The following is a 22,097-nucleotide window of genomic DNA, read 5'->3' as shown; positions in this document are numbered from 1 at the left end:
CGTGTCCACCCTAGAGATCCGTGACCTCAAGGTCGCCGTCGAGGACAAGGAAATCCTGCGCGGCGTCAACCTGACGGTGAAGTCCGGCGAGACGCACGCCATCATGGGCCCCAATGGCTCGGGCAAGTCCACCCTCGCCTACGCGATCGCCGGTCACCCCAAGTACACGATCACCGGCGGTCAGGTGCTGCTCGACGGCGTCGACCTGCTGGAGCTGTCGGTCGACGAGCGCGCCCGCGCCGGCCTGTTCCTCGCCATGCAGTACCCGGTCGAGGTCCCCGGCGTGTCGGTGTCGAACTTCCTGCGCTCGGCCGTCACCTCGGTCCGCGGCGAGGCGCCCAAGCTGCGCGAGTTCGCCAAGGACCTCAAGGCCGGCATGGACGCGCTGTCCATCGACGCCGCCTTCGCCCAGCGCAACCTCAACGAGGGCTTCTCCGGCGGTGAGAAGAAGCGCCACGAGATCCTCCAGCTGGAGCTGCTCAAGCCGAAGATCGCCGTGCTCGACGAGACCGACTCCGGCCTCGACGTCGACGCGCTGCGCGTGGTCTCCGAGGGCATCAACCGCTTCCGCTCCACGGGTGAGACCGGCGTGCTGCTGATCACCCACTACACCCGCATCCTGCGCTACGTGAAGCCCGACTTCGTGCACGTCTTCGCCGGCGGCCGGATCGTCGAGGAGGGCGGGCCGGAGCTGGCCGACAAGCTCGAGGCCGAGGGCTACGAGCAGTACACGAAGGCATCTGCATGACTTCCACCAGCTTGGACGTGGAGAAGATCAGGAAGGACTTCCCGGTCTTCTCCCGCGAGCTGCCCGACGGGCGCCCGCTCGTCTACCTCGACTCGGGCAACTCCTCGCAGAAGCCCAACCAGGTCATCGACACCATGCGCGACCACCTGGCGCTGCACTACAGCAACGTCGGACGGGCCATGCACGTGCTCGGCGCGGAGTCGACCGAGGCGTACGAGAGCGCGCGCGACAAGGTGGCGGCGTTCGTCGGGGCGGGCTCGCGCGACGAGGTGATCTTCACCAAGAACGCCTCCGAGGCCCTCAACCTCGTGGCCTACTCCTTCGGCAACCCCGCGGGCACCGACCCGCGCTTCGCCCTCGGCCCCGGCGACGAGATCGTCATCTCCGAGATGGAGCACCACTCCAACATCGTGCCGTGGCAGATGCTCGCGCAGCGCACCGGCGCCACGCTGAAGTGGTTCGGCGTCACCGACGACGGGCGGCTCGACTTCGACCCGGCCGTCGTCACCGAGCGCACGAAGATCGTCTCGATCGCCCACCAGTCGAACGTGCTCGGCACGGTCAACCCGGTCACCGCGGTGGCCGCGCGGGCGCACGAGGTCGGCGCGCTGATCATGCTCGACGCCTCGCAGTCCGTGCCGCACCACCCGGTGGACATGGCCGCGCTGGGCGCCGACTTCGTGGCCTTCACCGGTCACAAGATGGTCGGCCCTTCGGGCATCGGCGTGCTGTGGGGCCGTACCGAGCTGCTGGAGGCCATGCCGCCGTTCCTGGGCGGCGGCGAGATGATCGAGGCGGTCTGGATGGACCGCTCGACGTACGCGCCGATCCCGCACAAGTTCGAGGCCGGCACGCCGCCCATCGTCGAGGCCATCGGCCTCGGCGCGGCGGTCGACTACCTCACCGCGGTCGGCATGGACGCCATCGAGGCGCACGAGCGCTCGCTGACGGCCTACGCCCTCGACGCCCTGCGCGAGGTGCCGTCGCTGCGGCTGATCGGGCCCGACTCCCTCGACCAGCGCGGCAGCACGCTGTCGTTCACGCTGGAAGGCATACACCCCCACGATGTGGGGCAGATCCTGGACGACCAGTTCGGGGTCGCCGTCCGCGTCGGGCACCACTGCGCGCGCCCGCTGCACCTGCGGTTCGGAATACCGGCGACCACGCGGGCGTCGTTCTACCTGTACAACACCACGGGCGAGATCGACGCCCTGGTGCGCGGCCTCCATCACGTTCAGAAGGTGTTCGCATAGCCATGATCGGCGAGTCGATGTACCAGGAGCTGATCCTGGAACACTACAAGCACCCGCAGGGGCGGGGGCTGCGCGAGCCGTACGACGCCGAGGTTCACCACGTGAACCCGACGTGCGGTGACGAGATCACGCTGCGGGTCAGGGTGGGCGACGCCGGTAAGATCGAAGACGTCTCCTACGACGGCCAGGGCTGCTCGATCAGCCAGGCGGCCGCCTCCGTGCTGCACGAGCTGGCCACCGGCTCGACGGTCGAGGAGTCGCTGTCGGTGGTCGACGAGTTCACCCGGCTCATGCAGGGCCGGGGGCAGGTCGAGGCCGACGAGGAGGTGCTCGGGGACGCGGTGGCGTTCGCGGGCGTGGCCAAGTTCCCGGCCCGCGTCAAGTGCGCGCTGCTGTCGTGGATGGCCTACAAGGACGCTGTGGTGAGGAGTGCCCAATGAGCAAGCCTGTGGAGACTCCGACCGGCTTCGACGGTGACACCACCGTCGAGGAGGTCATGGAGGCGCTCAAAGACGTCGTCGACCCCGAGCTCGGCATCAACGTCGTCGACCTGGGGCTGATCTACGGGCTCAACCTCGACCCGTCCGACGCCGGTCAGCCCGTGGCCACCATCGACATGACGCTGACCAGCGCGGCCTGCCCGCTGACCGACGTCATCGAGGACCAGGCCCACTCCGCCCTGGAGGGCATGGTCTCCGACGTGAAGATCAACTGGGTCTGGCTGCCCCCGTGGGGCCCGGACAAAATCACTGACGAGGGGCGTGAGCAGCTCCGTATGCTAGGCTTCAACGTCTGATCTTTCTAGCTGTAACGGCTGGCGTTGGGCGTCAGCCGTTTCAGTGTGCCAAGGAGGGGTTTCGGAAGGTCCGTACCCGGCCAGGGAATATCCGATACCATCCCCGGCGTTGGCACCAGGTATACACCAGACGCCTCATCTCGCGTCATCGCGCCGCCTGCGGCCGGTGCCCCGGTGTATCCCCCCTGTGAAGTCCCGCCTCGATGGCGGGCGTAAATGCAACGTGTACGGCATCAGGCCGTATGTCCCGGCTCGTCCTTTCGCAGAAGTGACGCGCCACTTCGACTGAAAGGCACGAATTTCGTGACCATGCTTGACTCTGTCATGCCCGCGTTCGACGAGACCGCCCCCGAGACGGGCCCGTCGGAGTTCGAACTGCTCGGCCTTCCCAAGCCGCTCATCAGCGGTCTGGCCAAGCAGGGCATCGACAGCCCGTTCCCCATCCAGAGTGCGACGATCCCCGACGTGCTGGCCGGCCATGACGTCCTGGGCCGTGGCCAGACCGGCTCGGGCAAGACCCTGGCCTTCGGTTTGCCGACCATGGCTCGCATCGCGGGGGTGCGGCCCGCCGCCGGACACCCGCGCGCGATGATCCTTGTGCCCACCCGTGAGCTGGCCCTTCAGGTGCACGACGCGCTCGAACCGCTCGGCCGCGGCCTCGGGCTGCGGATGAAGGTCGTCGTGGGCGGCATGTCCATGGGCAAGCAGATCGAGGCACTGCGCCGCGGCGTCGACATCGTGATCGCCACCCCGGGCCGCCTGGGCGACCTGATCCGGCAGGGCGAGTGCTCGCTGGCGCAGGTCGAGGTCTCCGTCCTCGACGAGGCCGACCACATGTGCGACCTCGGCTTCTTCCCCGTCGTCACCGAGCTGCTGGCCCAGACCCCGACCGACGGGCAGCGCCTGCTGTTCTCGGCCACCCTCGACGGCGACGTCGACAAGCTGGTGCGCCGCTTCCTCAAGGACCCGATCACCCACTCCGTGGCCCCGGCGACCTCGCCGGTCGACACCATGGAGCACCACGTGATGCAGGTCACGCGGGACGACAAGTTCGACGTCACGGCCGAGATCGCCAACCGCGAGGGCCGTACGATCATCTTCGTCCGCACCCAGCACGGCGTCGACCGGCTGTGCAAGCAGCTCGCCCGGGTCGGCATCAAGGCCGGCGGCCTGCACGGCGGCAAGCGCCAGAACCAGCGCACCCGCATCCTGGCCGAGTTCCGCGAGGGCTCGATCAACGTGCTGGTCTGCACCGACGTCGCGGCCCGCGGCATCCACGTCGACAACATCAGCCTGGTGCTGCACGTCGACCCGCCGCAGGACCACAAGAGCTACCTGCACCGCGGCGGCCGTACCGCCCGTGCGGGCGAGAAGGGCACCGTCGTCACCCTGGTGCTGCCCAACGAGCGCCGCTCGACCGACGCCCTGACCAGGCGCGCCGGCATCCACCCGTTCCGGCTCAAGGCCACCCCGGGGCACCCCCGGCTGGCCGAGGTGGCCGGGGCCAGGACGCCGAGCGGCGAGGCCATCCCCGTGTGGGAGCCCGACGTCCGCAAGCCGCTGCGCCCGCGCCGTGAGGGCGGTCACGGCGGCGCCGAGCGCCGGGGCGGGCGTCGTCCGCGCCGCGAGTTCGACGGCGAGCGCCGTCCGCGCCGGCACGAGGACGGCACCTTCGCCGGCGGCGACGACCGTCGTCCGCGCCGGCACGAGGAGTCCGGTGAGGACCGTCGTCCGCGCCGGCACGCCGAGGGCGAGCGGCCGTTCGGCGGCGGGCAGCGTCCGGCCGAGCCGCGCACGTTCGGCGACGACCGCAGGCGGGGCGACCGGCCGCGCGGCGGTTTCCGCTCCGACGACCGTCCCGCCCGTCAGGACGACCGCGGTGGTTTCCGTTCCGACGACCGTCCTGCCCGTCAGGACGACCGTGGTTTCCGTTCCGACGACCGTCCGGCGTTCCGCCAGGACGACCGCGGCTACCGGGCCGAGGCGCCCCGTGGCGGCGGGTACCGTGACGGCCAGCGTGGCGGCGGCGGTTTCCGCTCCGACGACCGCGGCCGCTTCGGCGCCGACCGTGGCCGCCCGTTCTCGGGCGACCGTGACCGGCCCGCCCGCTCCGACGAGCGCGCCCCCCGCGACGGCTTCCGCTCCGGCGGCGGCTTCCGTTCCGAGGAGCGCGGCAACGGCGGGTTCCGCCGCAACAACGGCGGCCGCCGCTTCGAGCGCTGACGCCGGCTGAACGACCGACTGCCCGTCGCACCTCCCGCAGGGGAGGCGCGGCGGGCTTCGTCGTTCCCGGGCGAGCTACGAGGTCAGGACGTCAAGAGCGCGGTCGACGTCGTCGACGGTGTTGTAGACGTGGAAGCCCGCGCGGACCCGGCCGGCGCGCACCGCGGCGCGGATGCCGGCCGCCGCCAGCCGCTCGCCCGGCGCCTCCACCGACACGATCGCCGAGTCGGACGGTTCCAGCCCCAGCCCGGCCCTGAACCGGTTGGCCAGCCCGACGTCGTGCTCGTGGACGCGCTGGGCGCCGATCTCGTTGAGCAGTTCGAGCGCGGGCGCCGCGCCGACGTAGCAGAACCAGGCCGGCGACAGGTCGAAGGCGCGGGCGTCGGAGGCCAGCCGCAGCGGCGGCCCGTAGTAGGAGCCGCCCGGATCGTCGCCGGCGTACCAGTTGGCCGCCAGCGGGCGCATCAGGGAGCGCACCCGTGGCGACAGGTACCCGAACGCGGCCCCGCGCGGCGCCATGAGCCACTTGTAGGCCGCGCACGCCAGCACGTCGATGCCGTCGGCCACCGACACCGGCAGCCACCCGCACGCCTGGGAGCCGTCGGCGATGACCAGCGCGTCGTGGGCGCGGGCGGCGGCGACGACGTCGTGCAGCGGCGTCACGTAGCCGGTCGCCGACTGCACGAGGCTGAAGGCGACGGCGTCGGTCCGGCTCGTGACGGCGTCGGCCAGGCGCTCGGCGGGCACGGTCTCGACGTCGGCCGCCACCGCCCACGGGAACAGGTTGCTGGTGAACTCGATCTCCGGCACCAGCACCCGCGCCCCCGGCGGCAGCGCGGTCGCCACCGTGGACATGATCTGCGACACCGTCGAGCCGACCGTCACGTCGGCCGGCTCGGCGCCGACCAGGTGGGCGAAGGCCGTGCGGGCCCGGCCGACCGAGGCGTCCCAGGGCGCCCAGTCGCCGCTGCCGTGCCGCCACTCGGTGAGCACGGCCTGCAATTCCTCGAAGGCCGGGCGGGGCGGAAGGCCGTACGAAGGGGTGTTGAGCCAGCCGGGGTCGGCGTCCCAGAGCTTGCCCACGGTCGTGATGTCCATGACCACCAGCCTAGAACGGCACTCCGGAGACCAAGCGGCGCCCGGACGACGGGCAGGAAGCGGCCGTCTCGCGTGGCGGACTCCGGGCGGCGTCACCGTCGCGCGCAGACTAGGCTTGTCAGGCACGCCAACCGACCGACGAGAGAGACCATGAAGACCTTCGAAGAGCTGTTCGCCGAGCTGTCAGACAAGGCGCGTACCAGGCCCGCGGGCTCGGGCACCGTGGCCGCGCTCGACGCCGGCGTGCATGCCATCGGCAAGAAGGTCGTCGAGGAGGCCGCCGAGAGCTGGATGGCCGCCGAGCACGAGTCGAACGACAGGGCGGCGGAGGAGATCTCCCAGCTCCTCTACCACGTGCAGGTGCTCATGATCGCCAAGGGCATCGGGCTCGACGAGGTGTACAAGCATCTCTAGGGCGCCTCGCGCCCGCCCCGGCGTCCCATCGACCATGAGTGAGGAAGAAGACCCGAACATGCTGCGTCTGGCCGTACCGAACAAGGGCGCGCTCAGCGAAGCCGCCCAGAACATGCTCAAGGAGGCCGGCTACCGGTCCCGCAGGGACAGCAAGGAGCTCGTCGTCGTCGACGAGGACAACGGCTGCGAGCTGTTCTTCCTGCGTCCCCGCGACATCGCCGTCTACGTCGGGGAGGGCACCCTCGACCTCGGCATCACCGGCCGCGACATGCTGATCGACTCCGGCGCGCCGGTCGAGGAGATCATGCCGCTCGGGTTCGGCGGCTCCACCTTCCGCCTGGCCGCCAAGGCGGGCACGATGTCGTCGGTCAAAGACCTCGACGGGCAGCGCATCGCCACCTCCTACGCGGGGCTGCTCGACAAGTACCTGTCCGACCAGGGCGTCGACGCCCGTGTGATCAAGCTCGACGGCGCCGTCGAGACCGCGATCCGGCTCGGCGTGGCCGACGCGGTCGCCGACGTCGTGGAGACCGGCACCACGCTGCGCAACGTCGGCCTGGAGGTGTTCGGCGAGCCGATCATGCGCTCGGAGGGCGTGCTGATCAAGCGGCAGAGCGCGCCGGAGACGCCGGGCATGGGCCAGCTCGTCCGCCGCCTGCAGGGCGTCGTGCACGCCCGCGACTTCGTGATGATGGACTACGACATCCGCGCCGAGCGCATCGAGGAGGCCATCGCCCTCACGCCCGGCATGGAGGGGCCCACGGTCTCGCCGCTCCACCGCGAGGGCTGGGTCGCCGTCCGGGCCATGGTCCGGCGCAAGGGCCACCAGCAGGTGATGGACCAGCTCTGGGACATCGGCGCGCGGGCCATCCTGGTCACCGACATCTACGCCTGCCGCCTCTGACAAATGTCACCGTCAACCCCGGAAGGATCACACTAACGGGGGAAAAGCCGCGCCCGTAGCGTTTGCTGACATGAACGCCATCGTGTTCGACCAGGTCAGCAAGCGCTACGGGGACGTGCTTGCCGTCGACGACCTCTCGCTCGCCATCGAGCCGGGCAAGACCGTGGCCCTGCTCGGCCCCAACGGCGCGGGCAAGTCCACCTCGATCAACATGCTGCTCGGCCTGCTCCGTCCCACCAGCGGCACGATCACCATCCACGGCCGCACGCCCGACCACGCGGTGCGCTCCGGCGAGCTGGGCGCGATGCTCCAGAACGGCGCCCTCATCCCCGAGCTGTCGGTCAAGGAGCTCATCGACCTCGTCCGCCGGCTCTACCCCGACCCGCTGCCGCTGGCCGAGATCCTGAAGCTGGCCGACCTGTCGGACCTGGTCAAGCGGCGCGCGAACAAGCTGTCCGGCGGCCAGACCCAGCGCGTCAGGTTCGCCCTGGCCATCGCGGGCGCGCCGAAGATCCTGCTGCTCGACGAGCCGACCGCGGCCATGGACGTGGAGTCCAGGCTGCGGTTCTGGGCCAGCATGCACGACTACGCCGCCGGCGGCAGGACCGTGCTGTTCGCCACCCACTACCTGGAGGAGGCCGACGAGCACTCCGACCGGGTGATCGTCATCGCCCGCGGCCGGCTGGCCGCCGACGGCACCGCCGCCGAGATCAAGGCCGGCGTGGGCGGGCAGGTCGTCCGCTTCACGCTGGGCGACCAGCCCGCGGCCGGGCTCGACCGGCTGCCCGGCGTCACCGCCGTCGAGGTCGCGGCCGGCACCGCCACGCTGCACACCTCCGACCCCGACGCGACCGTGGCCGCCCTGTTCCGGGGCACCGAGCTCGACGTCAAGGGCCTTCAGCTCACCGGCGCCGACCTCGAAGACGCCTTCCTCGCGCTCACCAGGGAGTCCTGATGCTGTTCTACGCCAAGACCGAGGCGATGCGCATGCTGCGCAACCGGCGCTACATCATCTTCGTGGTCATCTTCCCGGTCGTGCTGTACCTGATCAACGCCAACATCTACGGCAAGCAGACCGACGGCGCCGGGGTGAGCTACAGCGTCGTGCTGATGGTCTCCATGGCCGCCTACGGGGCGCTGGCCTCGTCGATGATGAGCTCGGCGGTGCCGTGGGCGACCGAACGGCAGTCCGGCTGGCTGCGCCAGCTCCAGATCACCCCGCTGCCCAACTGGATGATCATCGCCACCAAGCTCGGCACCGCCATGCTGCTCGTGCTGCCCTCGCTGCTGCTGGTGGCCGTCGTCGGGGTCGTCCAGCAGGGCGTGTCGATGCCGGTCGGCCGGTGGGTGCCGCTGCTGCTGGCCATGTGGCTGGGGACGATCCCGTTCATCGCGCTGGGCCTGGCGATCGGGTCGCTGCTGACGGCCGACGCCGCGCAGCCGGCCGCGATGATCTGCATGTTCGTCCTGGCCATCGCGGGCGGCCTGTGGTTCCCGCCCGAGGTGTTCGGCGACACCATGCGGACCGTGGCCGACATCATGCCCTCCTACCACTACGCGAGCCTCGGATGGAGCATCGTCGCCGGGAACGGCGTCGCGCTGACCGACGTGCTGGTGGTCGGCGGATGGGCGGTCGTCCTGGGCGGGGCTGCCGCCTACCTGTACCGCCGGGCTACTGTTCGGGCATGAGTTTCGCCGACAAGCTGCACTTCGGTGACGGGCGGCCGTCGCCCAGGCGGCGGCTGCTCGGGATGTCCGTCGGCATGGTCTATCTCGTCTTCCCGATCGCCGAGATCGTCGCGGGCGGCGTCACGGGCGCCCGGGCGATCTGGGGGGCCGTGGCGCTGGTCGCGTTCATCGGCTGCTTCGTCGGCACGGTGATCAGCGCCAAGAGCTTCCACGAGCGCTCGCGCGCCACCTTCCCCCTGCTCGGCGTGACCGCGGTGATCGCGGTGGTCAGCGCGTTCGCCTTCGGCGGCGCCTGGCTCACGCTGCCGGTCTACACGGTCGTGCTCTACGGGTTCACCCTCCCGCCCGCCTGGGCGCTGGCCGGGGTGGGCGTGAACCTGGCGGTGGTGGTCTCGGCCGGGGTGCTGACCGGCGACGAGTTCGCCGGCGTCGTCGTCCTGGGGCTGCAGGTCGTCACGCTGGGCGTGTTGTTCATCAGCATCCGCAACAGCCGGGTGCTGACGCTGAGGCTGCACGAGGCGCAGGGCGAGGTGGCCAGGCTGGCGGCCACGGAGGAGCGCCTGCGCATCGCCCGCGACCTGCACGACCTGCTGGGCCACAGCCTGTCGCTGATCGTGCTCAAGAGCGAGCTGGCCGGGCGGCTGGCCGAGGAGTCGCCGCAGGTGCGGCAGGAGATCGCCGACATCGAGTCCGTGGCCAGGCAGGCGCTGGTGGAGGTGCGCGAGGCGGTCACCGGCTACCGGCAGCGCAGCCTGTCGGAGGAGATCGACGGCGCCCGCTCGGTGCTGCGCGCGGCGGGCGTGCGGGCCGAGGTGCGGGTGTCCGGCACGCCGCTGCCCGACCTGCTCGACGGGCTGTTCGGCTGGGCGGTGCGCGAGGGCGTCACCAACGTCGTACGGCACGCGCGGGCCGCCCGTTGCGAGATCCAGGTGACGTGCGACGGCGAACACGCCACCCTGGAGATCATGGACGACGGACGCGGCGGCGAGCCGCAGGGCACCGGCAGCGGGCTCGGCGGCCTGCGCGAACGGGTGACGGGCGCGGGCGGCACCATGGAGGCCGGCGGCGCGCCCAAGGGCGGGTTCCGGCTGCGGGTGCTGGTGCCGGTCGGAGTGGGGACGGCCGCGTGATCCGGGTGATGCTGGCCGAGGACCAGGGCATGATCCGCGGCGCGCTGGCCTCGCTGCTCGGCCTGGAGCCCGACATCGAGGTGGTCGGCGAGGCCGCCGACGGGAACGAGGCCGTCGCCGTCGCGGTCGCCGCGACCCCCGACATCGCGCTGCTCGACATCGAGATGCCCGGCAAGGACGGCCTGACCGCCGCCGCCGAGATCGCCGCCCGGGTGCCGGGCTGCCGGGTGATGATCCTGACCACGTTCGGGCGGCCCGGCTACCTGCGCACCGCGATGGAGGCGGGGGCGGTGGCGTTCCTGGTCAAGGACAGCCCGGCCAAGGATCTCGCGGCGGCCATCCGCCGGGTGCAGGCGGGGGAGCGGGTCATCGACCCGGGGCTTGCCGCGGCGGCGCTGAGCGCGGGGCCCAACCCGCTGTCGGCGCGCGAGCGCGACGTGCTGGCCGCCGCCGCCGACGGCTCCACGATCGGGGACATCGCCCGCCGCCTGCACCTGTCGGAGGGCACGGTGCGCAACTACCTGTCCTCGGCCATCCAGAAGACGCACGCGCGCAACCGCATCGAGGCCGTGCGGCGGGCCAAGGCCCAGGGCTGGGTCTAGCCGGGCGGGGTTTGGCGGGCGGGGTCTGGCCGGGCTGGGTCTGGCCGGGCCCGGCTGGATCTCAGGTCCGCATGGCGGCGATCTGGCGGATCAGGTCCGACACCCGGACGATGCCCAGGCAGCGGTTGAGCTCGTCGGTGACCACCAGGTCGTCGTAGATGCGGGCCGCGTCCCGGCCGGCTGCCTGCATGGCGGCGATGGCCGGGGTCGTCCTCGGGACCGTGCGCGGCGGGTCGGCCAGGCGCTGGGCGGGCTTGGCGCCGTGCAGGGCGTGCCCGTACCGGGCGGCGAAGGACAGCAGGAAGCGGCTGCGGTCGAGGCTGCCCTTGGGGCGCTGGTACTCGTCCACCAGGATCACGCTGGTGATCGTGGGCTCGTGCCCGAACGCCGCCACGACCTCCTCCGCCTTGGCCCCGGCCGGCAGCGTCACCGCCGGGACCAGCAGCTCCTGCACGCGCGGGCCGAGCATCAACGCGTCCGGCGACTCGTCGGCCACCGGGAGCGGCACCCGGATCTTGCCGTCGGGGCCGGGCGCCAGCAGCGGGCCGTGGGCCAGGCGCACGCCCAGGCCGCGGGCCACCGCCACCTGCCCCTCGCGCTCGACGCCAGGGGCCAGCACGTGCGCGCCGATCCCGCGGGCCAGCGTCACCACCGCGCGCGCCACCGCCGCCGCCCGGTGGTCGCCGGGCAACCTGGTCACCAGCTCCTCGTCCAGCGCCAGCAGGTACGGCGCGGAGTCGGTGACGACGTCCAGCGCCGGGCCGCCCGCGCCCACGTCGGCGAAGCCCAGCAGGTAGCCGATCGTGCGCAGCCCGTCGAGGCTGACCTTCAGCAGGCGGCGGTCCTGCTCCTGGCACGTTCCGGTGAGCATCAGGATCGCCTCACGAGGATGCCTGCCCGCCCGCCGCAGGGCCTCGTGGAGCGGCGCCAGCGCCCCGGCGCCCGAGAGCACCACGTGCAGGGGCAGCGGCAGCACCATGGGCAGCGGAGCCGCCCGGAGAACGCCCGCCGGGTCGACGACGGCGGGCTGCGCGATGACGGCCCCGTTGTCGAGATCCACTACAGGGCTGGTGAGCAGGGAGGACACGTTCAGATGATCCGACCGGCACGGTTTCGGCAGAAGCCCCCCGAAACGAAGTTCACCGACATTTCCGCTATAGTTCCCCCCTTCTCGTGAAGGGAATGTCGTTCGGTTACCCTTCCCGCATGAGCGCGCGTCCGGCCAGAGGCGGCGGCCGCTGGGTCACGGTGCCGCCCGAGCGCGTGCACCCCTGGATCGACGGGTTCGCCGGCCGCCACGGCCCCTTCGAGGCCGCCGGTGACGACCGCGTGGTCCGCCTGACCGCCGCCGACGGCGCGCTGGCCGAGCTGCACGTGCCGTTCCCGCCGATGACCCCCGGCCCGCCGCACGTGACCAGGCTGGTCGCGCACGCGCAGGCCGCGCGGCGGGTGGGCGTGCTGCTGGTCCGGCTCGGCGGGTACGCGGCCGGCGTGTTCCACGGCGCCGAGCTGCTGGACTCCAAGGTCGGCTCCCGGCTGGTGCAGGGGCGTACGGCGGCCGGCGGGTGGTCGCAGCAGCGCTTCGCCAGGAGGCGGCAGAAGCAGGCGGCCCAGGCCTTCGACAGCGCGGCGGAGACGGCGGCGCGGGTGCTCGTGCCGCGGCTCGGCGAGCTGGAGGCGGTGGTGCTCGGCGGCGACCGGCGGGCGGTCGACGCGCTGCGCGGCGACCGGCGGCTCGCGCCGGTGTTCGCGCTGGAGAGCGAGCCGTTCCTGGTGGTGCCCGACCCGAGGCTCGCGGTCCTGCGCGACGCGCCCGCCCGGTTCCGGGCCGTCCGGATCCGGGTGGTCGACCCGTCCTGAGCCCTGAGGGTTCGTTCAGGCGGTCAGGACGCCGCGAGGAAGGCGTCGGCGTGGTCGGCGACGAAGGCGGCCAGGGTGCGGGGCGGGCGGCCGGTGACGTCCTCGACGGTGGTGGTGATCTCCGCCCAGCCGGTCCGGCTCAGCGTCGCCTGCGTGGTGGCCAGCTCGGTGGCGAACGGCTCAGGGATCCCCTGCCCGGCCAGCCGCGCGGCCATCTCGGGCACCGGCAGGTCCACGTAGGACACGGGACGCCCCAGCACGCGGGTCATCGTCGCCGCGATCTCCTCGTGGGTGGGCGACTCGGGGCCGGTCAGCAGGTACGAGCCCGACGCGCCCACCGGCCGGGTCAGCAGGGCGGCGGCCACCGCGGCGATGTCCCTGGCGTCGATGTAGTTCATCCCGCCGGCGCCCCAGGAGCCGTGGAAGCGGTCGCCGCGCACCTCGCCGAGCAGGTTCTGCATGAACCCGGTCGGCTGCAGCACGGCGTGCGGCACGCCGGAGGCCCGCAGGTGCTCGTCGACCTCGCCGTGGGGCCCGGCGCTGAGCGCGGCGCCGGGGGCGGCGTCGCGTACCGAGACCTCGACGATCTGGGCCACGCCCGCCTCGGCGGCCAGGTCGACGACCTCGTTGAGCCGCTCGGCGAACCCGGGGAACGGCGAGCTGTTGAGGAACAGCCGGTCGCCGGGGGACAGCAGCCGGCCGATGGTCTCCGGCCGGGTGAAGTCGCCGACGGCGTGCGGCACGCCCAGGTCGGCGGGCGTCCGCGACACCGCGAGCACGTCCTGGCCGGCGAGCTGGGCGACCAGGGCGCGGCCGATGGACCCGGTCGCGCCGGTGATCACGATCATGATGGCCTCCTAAGTGGAATCTCTTCGTCCGCTTGCCTGGACGGTACACTAAGCGGAAACAATTCGTCCACTTAGGAGGTCGGGACGTGCGCGCGGACGCCAGAAGGAACCTGGTCAAGATCCTCGACGCGGCCGCCCGGGTGATGGCCGAGCGCGGCGTCAACGCGCCCATGGAGCTCATCGCGCGGCAGGCCGGCGTCGGCGTCGGCACCCTCTACCGCCGCTTCCCCGACCGCGAGGCGCTCATCGCCGCGCTGGGCGAGCATTACGTCCAGTCGCTGGCCGAGGCCCTGGAGCACGCCGTCGACGGCGAGCGGGACGCCTGGAGCGCGCTGCGCGGCTTCGTGCTGTGGGCCGCCGCCCCCGGCCGCGTCGCGCTGGCCGCCGCGCTGGCCCACCTGCCGGAGGAGGCCATCGCGGGCACGGCGGAGTTCGCCGAGAGCAAGGAACGCTGGCTGGGGCTGCTCCAGGGGCTCGTCCGGCGGGCCCAGGCGGAGGGCGGCATGCGTCCCGACGTGACCTGGGAGGACGTCGTCAGCCTGCTCAACGTCTTCACCTGCCACCCGGACGGGCTGCCCGCCCCCGTGGCCGCCCGTCCGGAGAAGTACCTGCACCTCATGCTCGACGGGATGGCCGCCGGCGCCGCGACCGTGCTGCCGGCCTGACGACCCCTGTCCCACGCGTACCGGAGGGCACCTGGAGCCCCTATAAGCAGAGGTAGCGCCTGGCACGGGGGCCCTACACTGATCTGTATGCATACTCCCGATTGACCGGCGGTCGCACGCCCAATCCTCGTTTCCTAGCTCGGGAGTGTCCGCCAATATGATCATCGCCAGTGACATCGAGCTGCGCGCGGGCGCGCGCCTGCTCATCGAGAACGCCTCCTTCCGGGTCAACCCCGGCGACAAGATAGGTCTGGTCGGCCGCAACGGCGCGGGCAAGACCACCCTGACCAAGGTGCTCGCGGGGGAGGCGCTGCCCGCCGCGGGCTCGGTCACCTCCTCCGGCAGCATCGGCTACCTGCCCCAGGACCCGCGTACGGGCGACCTTCAGGTGCTGGCCCGCGACCGCATCCTGTCCGCGCGCGGCCTCGACGAGGTCCTGCGCAAGCTGCGCGAGGCCGAGATCGGCATGTCCTCCGCCGACGAGCGCACCCGCGAGAAGGCCGTCAAGCGGTACGGCAGGCTCGAAGACCAGATGCACGTGCTGGGCGGCTACGCGGCCGAGTCCGAGGCCGCCTCCATCGCCTCCAGCCTCGGCCTGCCCGACCGGGTCCTCGGCCAGACGTTGCAAACGCTTTCCGGCGGTCAGCGGCGCCGCGTGGAATTGGCGCGAATTCTTTTCAGCGGAGCGGAAACTCTCCTTCTCGACGAGCCGACAAACCACCTAGATGCGGACTCAATCGGGTGGCTTCGTGATTTTTTGCGCTCTCATCAAGGTGGCTTGGTGATCATCAGTCACGACGTCGGCCTTCTTGAAGCCACGGTCAACAAGGTCCTCCACCTCGACGCCAACCGCTCGGTGATCGACCACTACAACGTCGGCTGGAAGGCCTACCTGGCCCAGCGCGAGACCGACGAGAAGCGCAGGAAGCGCGAGCGGGCCAACGCCGAGAAGCAGGCGGGCGCCCTGCTGGCCCAGGCCGACAAGATGCGCGCCAAGGCCACCAAGGCCAAGGCGGCCCAGGACATGATGCGCCGCGCCCACCGCCTGCTGGCCGGCACCGAGGAGGAGCGTCAGAGCGACAAGGTCGCCCGGCTGCGCTTCCCCGAGCCGCTGCCGTGCGGCCGCACGCCGCTCATGGCCGAGGGCCTGTCGAAGTCCTACGGCTCCCTGGAGGTGTTCACCGACGTCAACGTGGCCATCGACCGAGGTCACAGGGTCGTCATCCTCGGCCTCAACGGCGCCGGCAAGACCACGCTGCTGCGCATACTCGGCGGCATCGAGTCCCCCGACACCGGCGAGCTGCGGCCCGGCCACGGCCTGAAGGTCGGCTACTACGCCCAGGAGCACGAGACCCTCGACCCCTCCCGCACGCTCCTGGAGAACATGCGCTCGGCGGGCGGCGAGTTCACCGACACCGAGCTGCGCAAGGTCCTCGGCTCGTTCCTGTTCTCCGGCGACGACGTCGACAAGCCCGCCGGTGTCCTGTCCGGCGGCGAGAAGACCCGGCTCGCGCTGGCGATCCTGGTGCTGTCGAGCGCCAACGTCCTGCTGCTCGACGAGCCCACGAACAACCTCGATCCGGTCAGCCGCGAGCAGGTTCTCAACGCTCTGAGGTCGTATTCAGGAGCAATCGTCCTCGTCACCCATGACGAGGGTGCCGTTGACGCCTTGTCACCGGATAGGGTGATCTTGCTGCCTGACGGAACTGAAGACGCGTGGAGCGACGAATTTTCCGATCTTGTGGCACTTGCCTGATCTTAATTTGAGTGGGTACGGATCTTTTCCCGTGGAGTAGGTAGCCGATCCCGCTGAAATGACTGATCATGGCGGAGTAACGCTGCGGAAGTCCGGCACTACAGGAGGTACTCGTGGCCGAGACACTGAAGAAGGGCACCCGGGTCACCGGGGCCGACCGGGAAAAACTGGCCGGCGATCTCAAGAAGCGCTACGCACAGGGCGAGAGCATCCGCGCCCTGGCCGCTTCGACCGGTCGGTCTTACGGGTTCATCCACCGCATCCTTAGCGAGTCCGGTGTGACTCTGCGCGGGCGCGGCGGGGCGACTCGAGGCAAGACCAAGCGCTGACGGCTGTCTCGGAACGTGCGACCGCAGCCGCCCGTCCCTAGTCAGCCGCTGTCGCGCCCGAGCCAGAATCATATTCTGTAAGCTCGGGCGCGACGGTCAGCCTTGGTGGCGCACCCCGTGCGCGACCGGACACAGGGAGCAGGCGATGGCGGAAGCACAGGCACCACAGCGCGGGGGGAACGCGGAGGACGTCTCTGCCGAAAGGCTGGCGGAGATCGGGCTTCGCCATGAGGTGGACGGTGAGATAGCGACGATCACGCTGGACCGGCCGGAAAAGCGCAACGCCCAGACGTTCGCGACATGGTCGGCGTTGGCTCGCATCGGGGAGAGCCTTCCCGAACAGGTGCGCGTCGTCGTCGTGAAAGGTGAGGGACCGTCCTTCTCGGCAGGAATCGACCTGCGGATGTTCACACCGGAGGGAGTGCCCGGACAGGGCTCGTTCAGCTCGGCCGCCGCAACCGACGGCGAGACCTTCGAGCAGCGCATACGTCAGGCACAGGACGGTTTCCTGTGGCTGCGCCGCCCGGAGATCGTCTCCATCGCCGCCGTGCAGGGGCACGCGATCGGCGCGGGGTTCCAGCTCGCGCTCGCCTGTGACCTGCGCATCGTGGCCGACGACGTCACCTTCTGCATGAAAGAGCCCGCACTGGGCCTGGTCCCGGATCTGACGGGGACCAAACCGCTGGTCGAGCTGGTCGGACTGGCCAAGGCGATCGACATCTGCCTGACCGCCAGGAACGTGTACGCCGAGGAGGCCATGCGCATCGGCCTCGCGGAGCAGGTGGTCGCCGGGGGCGACCTGGACAAGACCGTACAGAACAAGATCGCGGAGCTGCTGTCGACGAACCGGGACGCGGCGGTGGCGACGAAGCGCCTCCTCCAGGGGGCGCGGGCGCGCACCCTGGAGGAGCAGAGTGCGGCCGAGGGCAGGGAGCAGGCCAAGCGCATCAAAGCCCTGTTCGGCCCGCGTTAGGACGGCCGGCCGGAGGCGGGGCTCCGGTTCGCCGTGAGCGGATCGCGGAATCGCCGGAGGTCCTCGCGACGCTGAATCCGGGGGAGGAGGAGGGATCCCCCGTATGGCGATGATGGGAGGGGGCTTCGGCCCTCAGGTCTGGATGTCACTGCGCCGCGACGGCTCGGTGACCAAGCAGCGCATCGCGCCGGGCACGGTCCGGCGCATCGGCAGGCACGCGCGCCCGCACCTCAGGAAGATCGCGGCGTTCCTGCTGCTCGTGGTGGCCGGGGCGGTGATCGTGGTGGCCAACCCGCTGCTGATGAAGGCGATCATCGACGACGGCATCCTGACCGGCCGCACCGACGTGGTGATCGGCCTGGCCGTGGCCATCGCCGCGCTCGCCGTCCTCGACGCCGCGCTGACGCTGGCGCAGCGCTGGTTCTCCGCGCGCATCGGCGAGGGGCTCATCTACGACCTGCGCACCGAGGTCTTCGACCACGTGCAGCGCATGCCGGTGGCCTTCTTCATGCGGGCGCAGACCGGCGCGCTGGTCAGCCGGCTCAACAGCGACGTGATCGGCGCCCAGCGGGCGCTGACCAGCACGCTGTCGTCCGTGGTGTCCAACGTGGTCAGCCTGGTCCTGGTGCTGGGCGCGATGCTGGCGCTGTCGTGGCAGGTCACGCTGGTGGCGCTGGTGCTGCTGCCGATCTTCATCGTGCCCGCCAAGTACGTCGGCCGGCGCATGTCCGCGCTGACCCGCGAGCAGATGCAGCTTGACGCCGAGATGAGCTCGGTCACCACCGAGCGCTTCAACGTGGCCGGCGCGATGGTCGCCAAGCTCTACGGCCGGCCCGAGGACGACGCGGCCACCTACGCCGCCCGCGCCGGGCGCGTCCGCGACGTCGGCGTGACCGTCGGCATGTACGGCACGGTGTTCCGGGTCGCCCTCGGCCTGGTCGCGGCCCTGGCCACCGCGCTGGTCTACGGCATCGGCGGCGTGCTCGCCGTCGGCGGCGCCTTCGAGCTGGGCACGCTGGTGGCCCTGACCGCCCTGCTGATGCGCCTGTACGGCCCGCTGACGTCCCTGTCCAACGTGCACGTCGACGTGATGACGGCGCTGGTCAGCTTCGACCGCGTCTTCGAGATCCTCGACCTCAAGCCGATGGTCGCCGAGCGGCCCGGCGCGCGTCCGGTGCCGAAGGGCCCGGTCACCATCGAGTTCGACGACGTGCGCTTCCGCTACCCGGCGGCCGAGGAGGTCTCGCTGGCCTCCCTGGAGTCGGTGGCCCGCCAGGACTCCGGCGGCCCGTCGCAGGAGGTGCTGAGGGGCGTCTCCTTCACCGCCCGGCCCGGCGAGATGATCGCGCTGGTCGGCCACTCCGGCGCGGGCAAGACCACCATCACCTCCCTGGTCTCCCGGCTCTACGACGTCGACGAGGGGGCCGTCCGGATCAACGGGCTCGACGTGCGCGAGGCCACGCTCGACTCGCTGCGCGACACCGTCGGCGTCGTCATGCAGGACGCCCACCTGTTCCACGACACGATCGGGGCCAATCTCCGCTACGCCAGGCCCGGCGCGAGCGAGGAGGAGATCCGCGACGCGCTGCGGGCCGCGCAGATCGGCGACCTGGTCGAGGGGCTGCCCGACGGGCTCGACACCGTCGTCGGCGACCGCGGCTACCGGCTGTCCGGCGGCGAGAAGCAGCGGCTCGCGCTGGCCAGGCTGCTGCTGAAGGCGCCGCGCGTGGTCGTGCTCGACGAGGCGACCGCGCACCTCGACTCCGAGTCCGAGGCGGCCGTGCAGCTCGCGCTCAAGACGGCCCTGCACGGCCGTACGTCGCTGGTCATCGCCCACCGGCTGTCCACGATCAGGGAGGCCGACGAGATCCTGGTCGTGCACGACGGACGCGTGGCCGAGCGGGGCCGGCACGAGGAGCTGCTGGCGCGCGGCGGCCACTACGCCGAGCTCTACCGCACCCAGTTCAGCTCGGGAGATAGCCCAGCCGGGTGAGCTCCTGCCGGGCGACCTTCTCCACCAGCTCCAGGTCGGCCGGCCGCAGCCGGGCCCGCCAGGCGCCGACCTCGGGGACGCGCGAGCCGTACAGCGCGATCTTGGACACCCGCGTCTCCAGGAACTCGGTGAGCGCGGCGAGCGTGTCGGCGGGCTTGAGCGCCAGGTCCTCGTAGCGGACGGTGAGCAGCTGCCGCTCGGGCAGCTCCCGGCGCAGCTCGGCGCTCAGCCGCACGGCGCTGCGCCAGCGCAGCGCCGCCTTGCCCGCCGCGGGCATGCCCTTCCACCGGTCGAGGTGCTCGTCCTTGTTGACGCCGAGGAAGGCGTTGGGGAACTCGGTGCTGTCGGAGAGCATCGCGGGCTTGAACCAGGCCAGGCACGCCGGGTCGGCGAGCATGCCGGCGACGGCGTCCCTGCCGTCCCTGATGAGCTGGACGAACCGGGCGTCGGGGAACGCCTGCAGCAGCACGGGCGCGCTGTAGAGCAGGTCGGGGCTGCCGTCGCCGAACCGCGTCACCTCGCCGGGCTCCACGCACGGCCCGCTGCCGGTCACGCCGCCCGCCTCCCGGCACGGCTCGGCGCACTGCCCGCACGAGCGCGGGGAGACCTGCCAGGACTCGGCCAGCGCGTCGCGCAGCACGCGGACCGCTCCCGACGTGCGGCCGATGGACGGTTTGCGGGCGAAGGCGTACACGACGTGCGCCACGCTCGCGCGGCCCGTCGTGACGTGGAAGCCCGGGGAGCGTTTGAGGGCGCGGGCCAGCAGGTCCGCGCCGGAGTGCGGGGCGCCGAGCAGGAAGACGGGCCTGCGGACCTTGATGCCGTTGACCACGAGGATGTGGGGCGGAAGTCGCATACTGGACCACAAGTGTGACACCGTTTGGCAGGTGAACGAGCCAATCAGCGTTTCGGTGCTTACCCGGGCCCCGGCGCTCCCAGGCGTGCAGGAGTTGACCGATGCAGCAAGGTGACACCGTCGCGATCGTCATGCCGTCGGGGCCGCCCTCACCCGTGCTGTTCCAGCGCGGCGTCGAGCGGTTGGAGGCCCTCGGGCTGAAGGTGGTGGCGGGGGCGCACGCGCTCGACCGCCAGGATCTCGACTACCTGGCCGGCCAGGACGCCGCCCGCGCCGCCGACCTCCAGGCCGCCTGGTGCGACCCGGCCGTGTCGGTGGTGTTCTGCGGCCGGGGCGGCTACGGCGCGGCCCGGCTGCTCGGCCTGCTCGACTGGGACGCCATGCGCGCGGCCGGGCCCAAGGTGCTGGTCGGGTCGAGCGACATCACGGCCCTGCACAACGCCTTCGCGATCGAGCTGGGCGTGCCCACGCTGCACGGGCCGATGACGGCCTGCGACACGATCGCCGCCGAGCAGGGCCCCGAGCCGCGTTCGTGGGAGAGCCTGTGGGCGGCGCTGGCCGGGGAGAGCGCGACCGTGCGGGGCGACCGGGTGCTGGTGCCCGGACGGGCCGAGGGCGTGCTCACCGGGGGCAACCTGTCGCTGCTGGCCTCGATGTGCGGCACCCGGTACCAGCCCTCGTTCGACGGCAAGCTGGTGCTGCTGGAGGACATCGGAGAGGAGCCGTACCGGATCGACCGGATGCTGACGCAGCTGCTGCAGGCCGGGGCGTTCGACGGCGTGCGGGGGATCGCGCTCGGGTCGTGGGTGGACTGCGGCGATCCGTACCCGGTGCTGGCCGACCGGCTGGCGCCGCTCGGGGTGCCCGTGGTGGCCGGGCTTCCGGTGGGGCACGGGTCACCACAGATGAGCGTGTGGCTGGGGGAGCTTGGGGTTATCGATACCGAATCGTGCTCCCTGGCTGGTCCGTTCCGCGACGGCGAGCAGGCAAGGTAGGAAGACACCTAAAGGGACGAATCCGACAGAGGGGACGGTGTGTGAGCTTCTTCAGGCGTGACCGGGAGCCCTCCCGCCGGCCGATCGAGGACGTCGACCTCGACTCCCTGCTCGGCCTCGTCGCGGAGTCCCTGGGGTTCGTGTGCGAGTTCGCCCGCGACGGCGCGTCGCTGACCCTGCGCGGCGACGGCGTCGCGGAGCTGGTGGTGAGGCTGACCGGGCTGCGCCGCGAGGCCGGGCGCCGGGCCAGGGAGGACTGGCCGGTGCTGGTCTCCGAGCACCTCGCGCACGCCCTGGCCACCGCCGACGAGCGTTACGACGCCTGCGACCTCGACCAGGCCGCGCCCCTGCTGCGCACCCGGGTCGAGGCGGTGGACGAGGTCCCCGACCTGACCCGGGTGGTGGGGCGGCACCTCAACGCCGACCTGGTGGAGCTGCTGACCGTCGGATCCCGCCTGGTGCGGCCCGAGGAGGCCGGCTGCTGGCCCGTCCCGACGGCTCAGGCGCTCGACCTGGCCGTGGCGAACGTCCGGCGGGCCGAGCGGCTGCAGGTCGAGCGCATCGAGCTGGGCGGCACGCCGGTGACCCGGCTGACCGGCGCCCACCCGTCGGCCGCCACGCACCTGCGCTGGCTCGGCGACCACCTCACGGTGCCCGCCGACGGGGTGCTGGTGGTGCTGCCGGACCCGTACACGGTGCTGGTGCGCCCGGTGGACGGCATCGGGGTGGTGCGCGCCATCGAACGCCTGCGGGTGCACGCGGCCCGCACCGGCGGGCTGAGCGCCCAGGTCTACTGGTGGCACCAGGGACGGCTGACGCTGATCAAGGCCGACATCGTGTTGCAGCAGGGGCAGACGAGGCTGGTGGTGGCGCCGCCGCCGGAGTTCGCCCGCATCCTCGCCCGCCTGGCCGTCTGAGGCAGGGCTGACGCCGCGGCCCCCCGAGCCCGATGGCCCGGGGGGCGT

The 22,097-nt window shown here is 71.7% G+C and carries 23 protein-coding genes; 19 read left to right on the top strand and 4 right to left on the bottom strand.

The window, feature by feature from the left end:
* Position 1: 1 nt before the first annotated feature.
* The 5 genes from sufC (at position 2) to ACIBK9_RS16670 (ending at position 5,020) form a co-directional block, all read left to right on the top strand.
* On the top strand, positions 2-748 hold the full coding sequence (gene sufC, locus ACIBK9_RS16690) for a Fe-S cluster assembly ATPase SufC (RefSeq protein WP_352325533.1): 747 nt from the start codon (positions 2-4) through the stop codon (positions 746-748).
* The gene (locus ACIBK9_RS16685; RefSeq protein ID WP_358300124.1) at positions 745-2,001 is read left to right on the top strand and encodes a cysteine desulfurase; all 1,257 of its coding nucleotides are present in this window, start codon (positions 745-747) and stop codon (positions 1,999-2,001) included. The genes sufC and ACIBK9_RS16685 overlap by 4 nt, the downstream gene beginning before the upstream one ends.
* Before the next feature lie 2 nt (positions 2,002-2,003).
* On the top strand, positions 2,004-2,441 hold the full coding sequence (gene sufU / locus ACIBK9_RS16680) for a Fe-S cluster assembly sulfur transfer protein SufU (protein ID WP_352325531.1): 438 nt from the start codon (positions 2,004-2,006) through the stop codon (positions 2,439-2,441).
* A complete protein-coding gene (locus ACIBK9_RS16675; protein ID WP_352325530.1) occupies positions 2,438-2,797 on the top strand; it encodes a metal-sulfur cluster assembly factor in 360 nt (119 codons plus the stop codon). The genes sufU and ACIBK9_RS16675 overlap by 4 nt, the downstream gene beginning before the upstream one ends.
* Before the next feature lie 309 nt (positions 2,798-3,106).
* On the top strand, positions 3,107-5,020 hold the full coding sequence (locus ACIBK9_RS16670; protein WP_397158900.1) for a DEAD/DEAH box helicase: 1,914 nt from the start codon (positions 3,107-3,109) through the stop codon (positions 5,018-5,020).
* Between the two features lie 75 nt (positions 5,021-5,095).
* On the opposite strand, the gene ACIBK9_RS16665 is transcribed toward ACIBK9_RS16670, so the two are convergent.
* On the bottom strand, positions 5,096-6,118 hold the full coding sequence (locus tag ACIBK9_RS16665) for an aminotransferase class V-fold PLP-dependent enzyme (RefSeq protein ID WP_397158898.1): 1,023 nt from the start codon (positions 6,116-6,118) through the stop codon (positions 5,096-5,098).
* Positions 6,119-6,268: 150 nt separating this feature from the next.
* Between ACIBK9_RS16665 and ACIBK9_RS16660 the strand changes: the two genes are divergently transcribed.
* From ACIBK9_RS16660 to ACIBK9_RS16635, 6 genes are all read left to right on the top strand, one after another.
* Positions 6,269-6,532, top strand: a complete 264-nt coding sequence (locus ACIBK9_RS16660; RefSeq protein WP_189652386.1) for a phosphoribosyl-ATP diphosphatase — start codon at positions 6,269-6,271, stop codon at positions 6,530-6,532.
* A gap of 58 nt (positions 6,533-6,590) precedes the next feature.
* Positions 6,591-7,436, top strand: a complete 846-nt coding sequence (gene hisG, locus ACIBK9_RS16655; RefSeq protein WP_352325534.1) for an ATP phosphoribosyltransferase — start codon at positions 6,591-6,593, stop codon at positions 7,434-7,436.
* A gap of 70 nt (positions 7,437-7,506) precedes the next feature.
* The gene (locus ACIBK9_RS16650) at positions 7,507-8,391 is read left to right on the top strand and encodes an ABC transporter ATP-binding protein (protein ID WP_397158896.1); all 885 of its coding nucleotides are present in this window, start codon (positions 7,507-7,509) and stop codon (positions 8,389-8,391) included.
* A complete protein-coding gene (locus tag ACIBK9_RS16645; protein WP_358300109.1) occupies positions 8,391-9,125 on the top strand; it encodes an ABC transporter permease in 735 nt (244 codons plus the stop codon). The genes ACIBK9_RS16650 and ACIBK9_RS16645 overlap by 1 nt, the downstream gene beginning before the upstream one ends.
* Positions 9,122-10,255 carry a sensor histidine kinase gene (locus ACIBK9_RS16640; RefSeq protein ID WP_397158894.1) on the top strand — a complete coding sequence of 378 codons (1,134 nt, stop codon included), beginning with the start codon at positions 9,122-9,124 and terminating at the stop codon, positions 10,253-10,255. Before ACIBK9_RS16645 ends, ACIBK9_RS16640 begins: the two co-directional genes overlap by 4 nt.
* Positions 10,252-10,857, top strand: coding sequence for a response regulator transcription factor (locus ACIBK9_RS16635; protein ID WP_358300103.1), 606 nt, complete (start codon positions 10,252-10,254; stop codon positions 10,855-10,857). The genes ACIBK9_RS16640 and ACIBK9_RS16635 overlap by 4 nt, the downstream gene beginning before the upstream one ends.
* A 61-nt stretch (positions 10,858-10,918) precedes the next feature.
* Here ACIBK9_RS16635 and ACIBK9_RS16630 read toward each other — a convergent pair whose 3' ends face one another.
* Positions 10,919-11,944, bottom strand: coding sequence for an EAL domain-containing protein (locus tag ACIBK9_RS16630; RefSeq protein ID WP_397158892.1), 1,026 nt, complete (start codon positions 11,942-11,944; stop codon positions 10,919-10,921).
* Between the two features lie 119 nt (positions 11,945-12,063).
* Between ACIBK9_RS16630 and ACIBK9_RS16625 the strand changes: the two genes are divergently transcribed.
* Positions 12,064-12,717, top strand: coding sequence for an acVLRF1 family peptidyl-tRNA hydrolase (locus ACIBK9_RS16625; RefSeq protein WP_358300097.1), 654 nt, complete (start codon positions 12,064-12,066; stop codon positions 12,715-12,717).
* A 23-nt stretch (positions 12,718-12,740) separates the two neighbouring features.
* On the opposite strand, the gene ACIBK9_RS16620 is transcribed toward ACIBK9_RS16625, so the two are convergent.
* Positions 12,741-13,565, bottom strand: a complete 825-nt coding sequence (locus ACIBK9_RS16620; RefSeq protein ID WP_397158891.1) for an NAD(P)H-binding protein — start codon at positions 13,563-13,565, stop codon at positions 12,741-12,743.
* 86 nt (positions 13,566-13,651) lie between these two features.
* Here ACIBK9_RS16620 and ACIBK9_RS16615 point away from each other — a divergent pair, with 86 nt between their 5' ends.
* From ACIBK9_RS16615 to ACIBK9_RS16595, 5 genes are all read left to right on the top strand, one after another.
* Positions 13,652-14,230: a TetR/AcrR family transcriptional regulator gene (locus ACIBK9_RS16615; protein ID WP_397158889.1), complete on the top strand. Its 579-nt coding sequence runs from the start codon at positions 13,652-13,654 to the stop codon at positions 14,228-14,230.
* A gap of 157 nt (positions 14,231-14,387) precedes the next feature.
* Positions 14,388-15,986, top strand: coding sequence for an ABC-F family ATP-binding cassette domain-containing protein (locus tag ACIBK9_RS16610; RefSeq protein ID WP_358300088.1), 1,599 nt, complete (start codon positions 14,388-14,390; stop codon positions 15,984-15,986).
* Positions 15,987-16,099: 113 nt separating this feature from the next.
* On the top strand, positions 16,100-16,315 hold the full coding sequence (locus ACIBK9_RS16605; RefSeq protein WP_352363545.1) for a helix-turn-helix domain-containing protein: 216 nt from the start codon (positions 16,100-16,102) through the stop codon (positions 16,313-16,315).
* 145 nt (positions 16,316-16,460) lie between these two features.
* The gene (locus ACIBK9_RS16600) at positions 16,461-17,288 is read left to right on the top strand and encodes an enoyl-CoA hydratase/isomerase family protein (RefSeq protein ID WP_358300085.1); all 828 of its coding nucleotides are present in this window, start codon (positions 16,461-16,463) and stop codon (positions 17,286-17,288) included.
* 103 nt (positions 17,289-17,391) lie between these two features.
* Positions 17,392-19,281 (top strand): ABC transporter ATP-binding protein, encoded by a 1,890-nt coding sequence (locus ACIBK9_RS16595; protein ID WP_397158886.1) that lies wholly within the window; start codon positions 17,392-17,394, stop codon positions 19,279-19,281.
* On the opposite strand, the gene ACIBK9_RS16590 is transcribed toward ACIBK9_RS16595, so the two are convergent.
* Positions 19,253-20,137: a sulfotransferase gene (locus ACIBK9_RS16590; RefSeq protein WP_364340103.1), complete on the bottom strand. Its 885-nt coding sequence runs from the start codon at positions 20,135-20,137 to the stop codon at positions 19,253-19,255. The genes ACIBK9_RS16595 and ACIBK9_RS16590 overlap by 29 nt on opposite strands.
* Positions 20,138-20,238: 101 nt before the next feature.
* Between ACIBK9_RS16590 and ACIBK9_RS16585 the strand changes: the two genes are divergently transcribed.
* Both ACIBK9_RS16585 and ACIBK9_RS16580 read left to right on the top strand, forming a co-directional pair.
* A complete protein-coding gene (locus ACIBK9_RS16585; RefSeq protein ID WP_358300076.1) occupies positions 20,239-21,132 on the top strand; it encodes an LD-carboxypeptidase in 894 nt (297 codons plus the stop codon).
* A 41-nt stretch (positions 21,133-21,173) separates the two neighbouring features.
* Complete coding sequence (locus ACIBK9_RS16580) at positions 21,174-22,049, top strand: hypothetical protein (protein WP_397158883.1); 876 nt, start codon at positions 21,174-21,176, stop codon at positions 22,047-22,049.
* The last annotated feature ends 48 nt before the right edge of the window (positions 22,050-22,097 follow it).

Source organism: Nonomuraea sp. NPDC050227 (assembly GCF_044459705.1).
In the GTDB taxonomy this organism is placed as follows: Bacteria; Actinomycetota; Actinomycetes; order Streptosporangiales; family Streptosporangiaceae; genus Nonomuraea.
The sequence above is the reverse complement of the archived record's forward strand: the minus strand, read 5'-3'. Positions and strand labels throughout refer to the sequence as shown.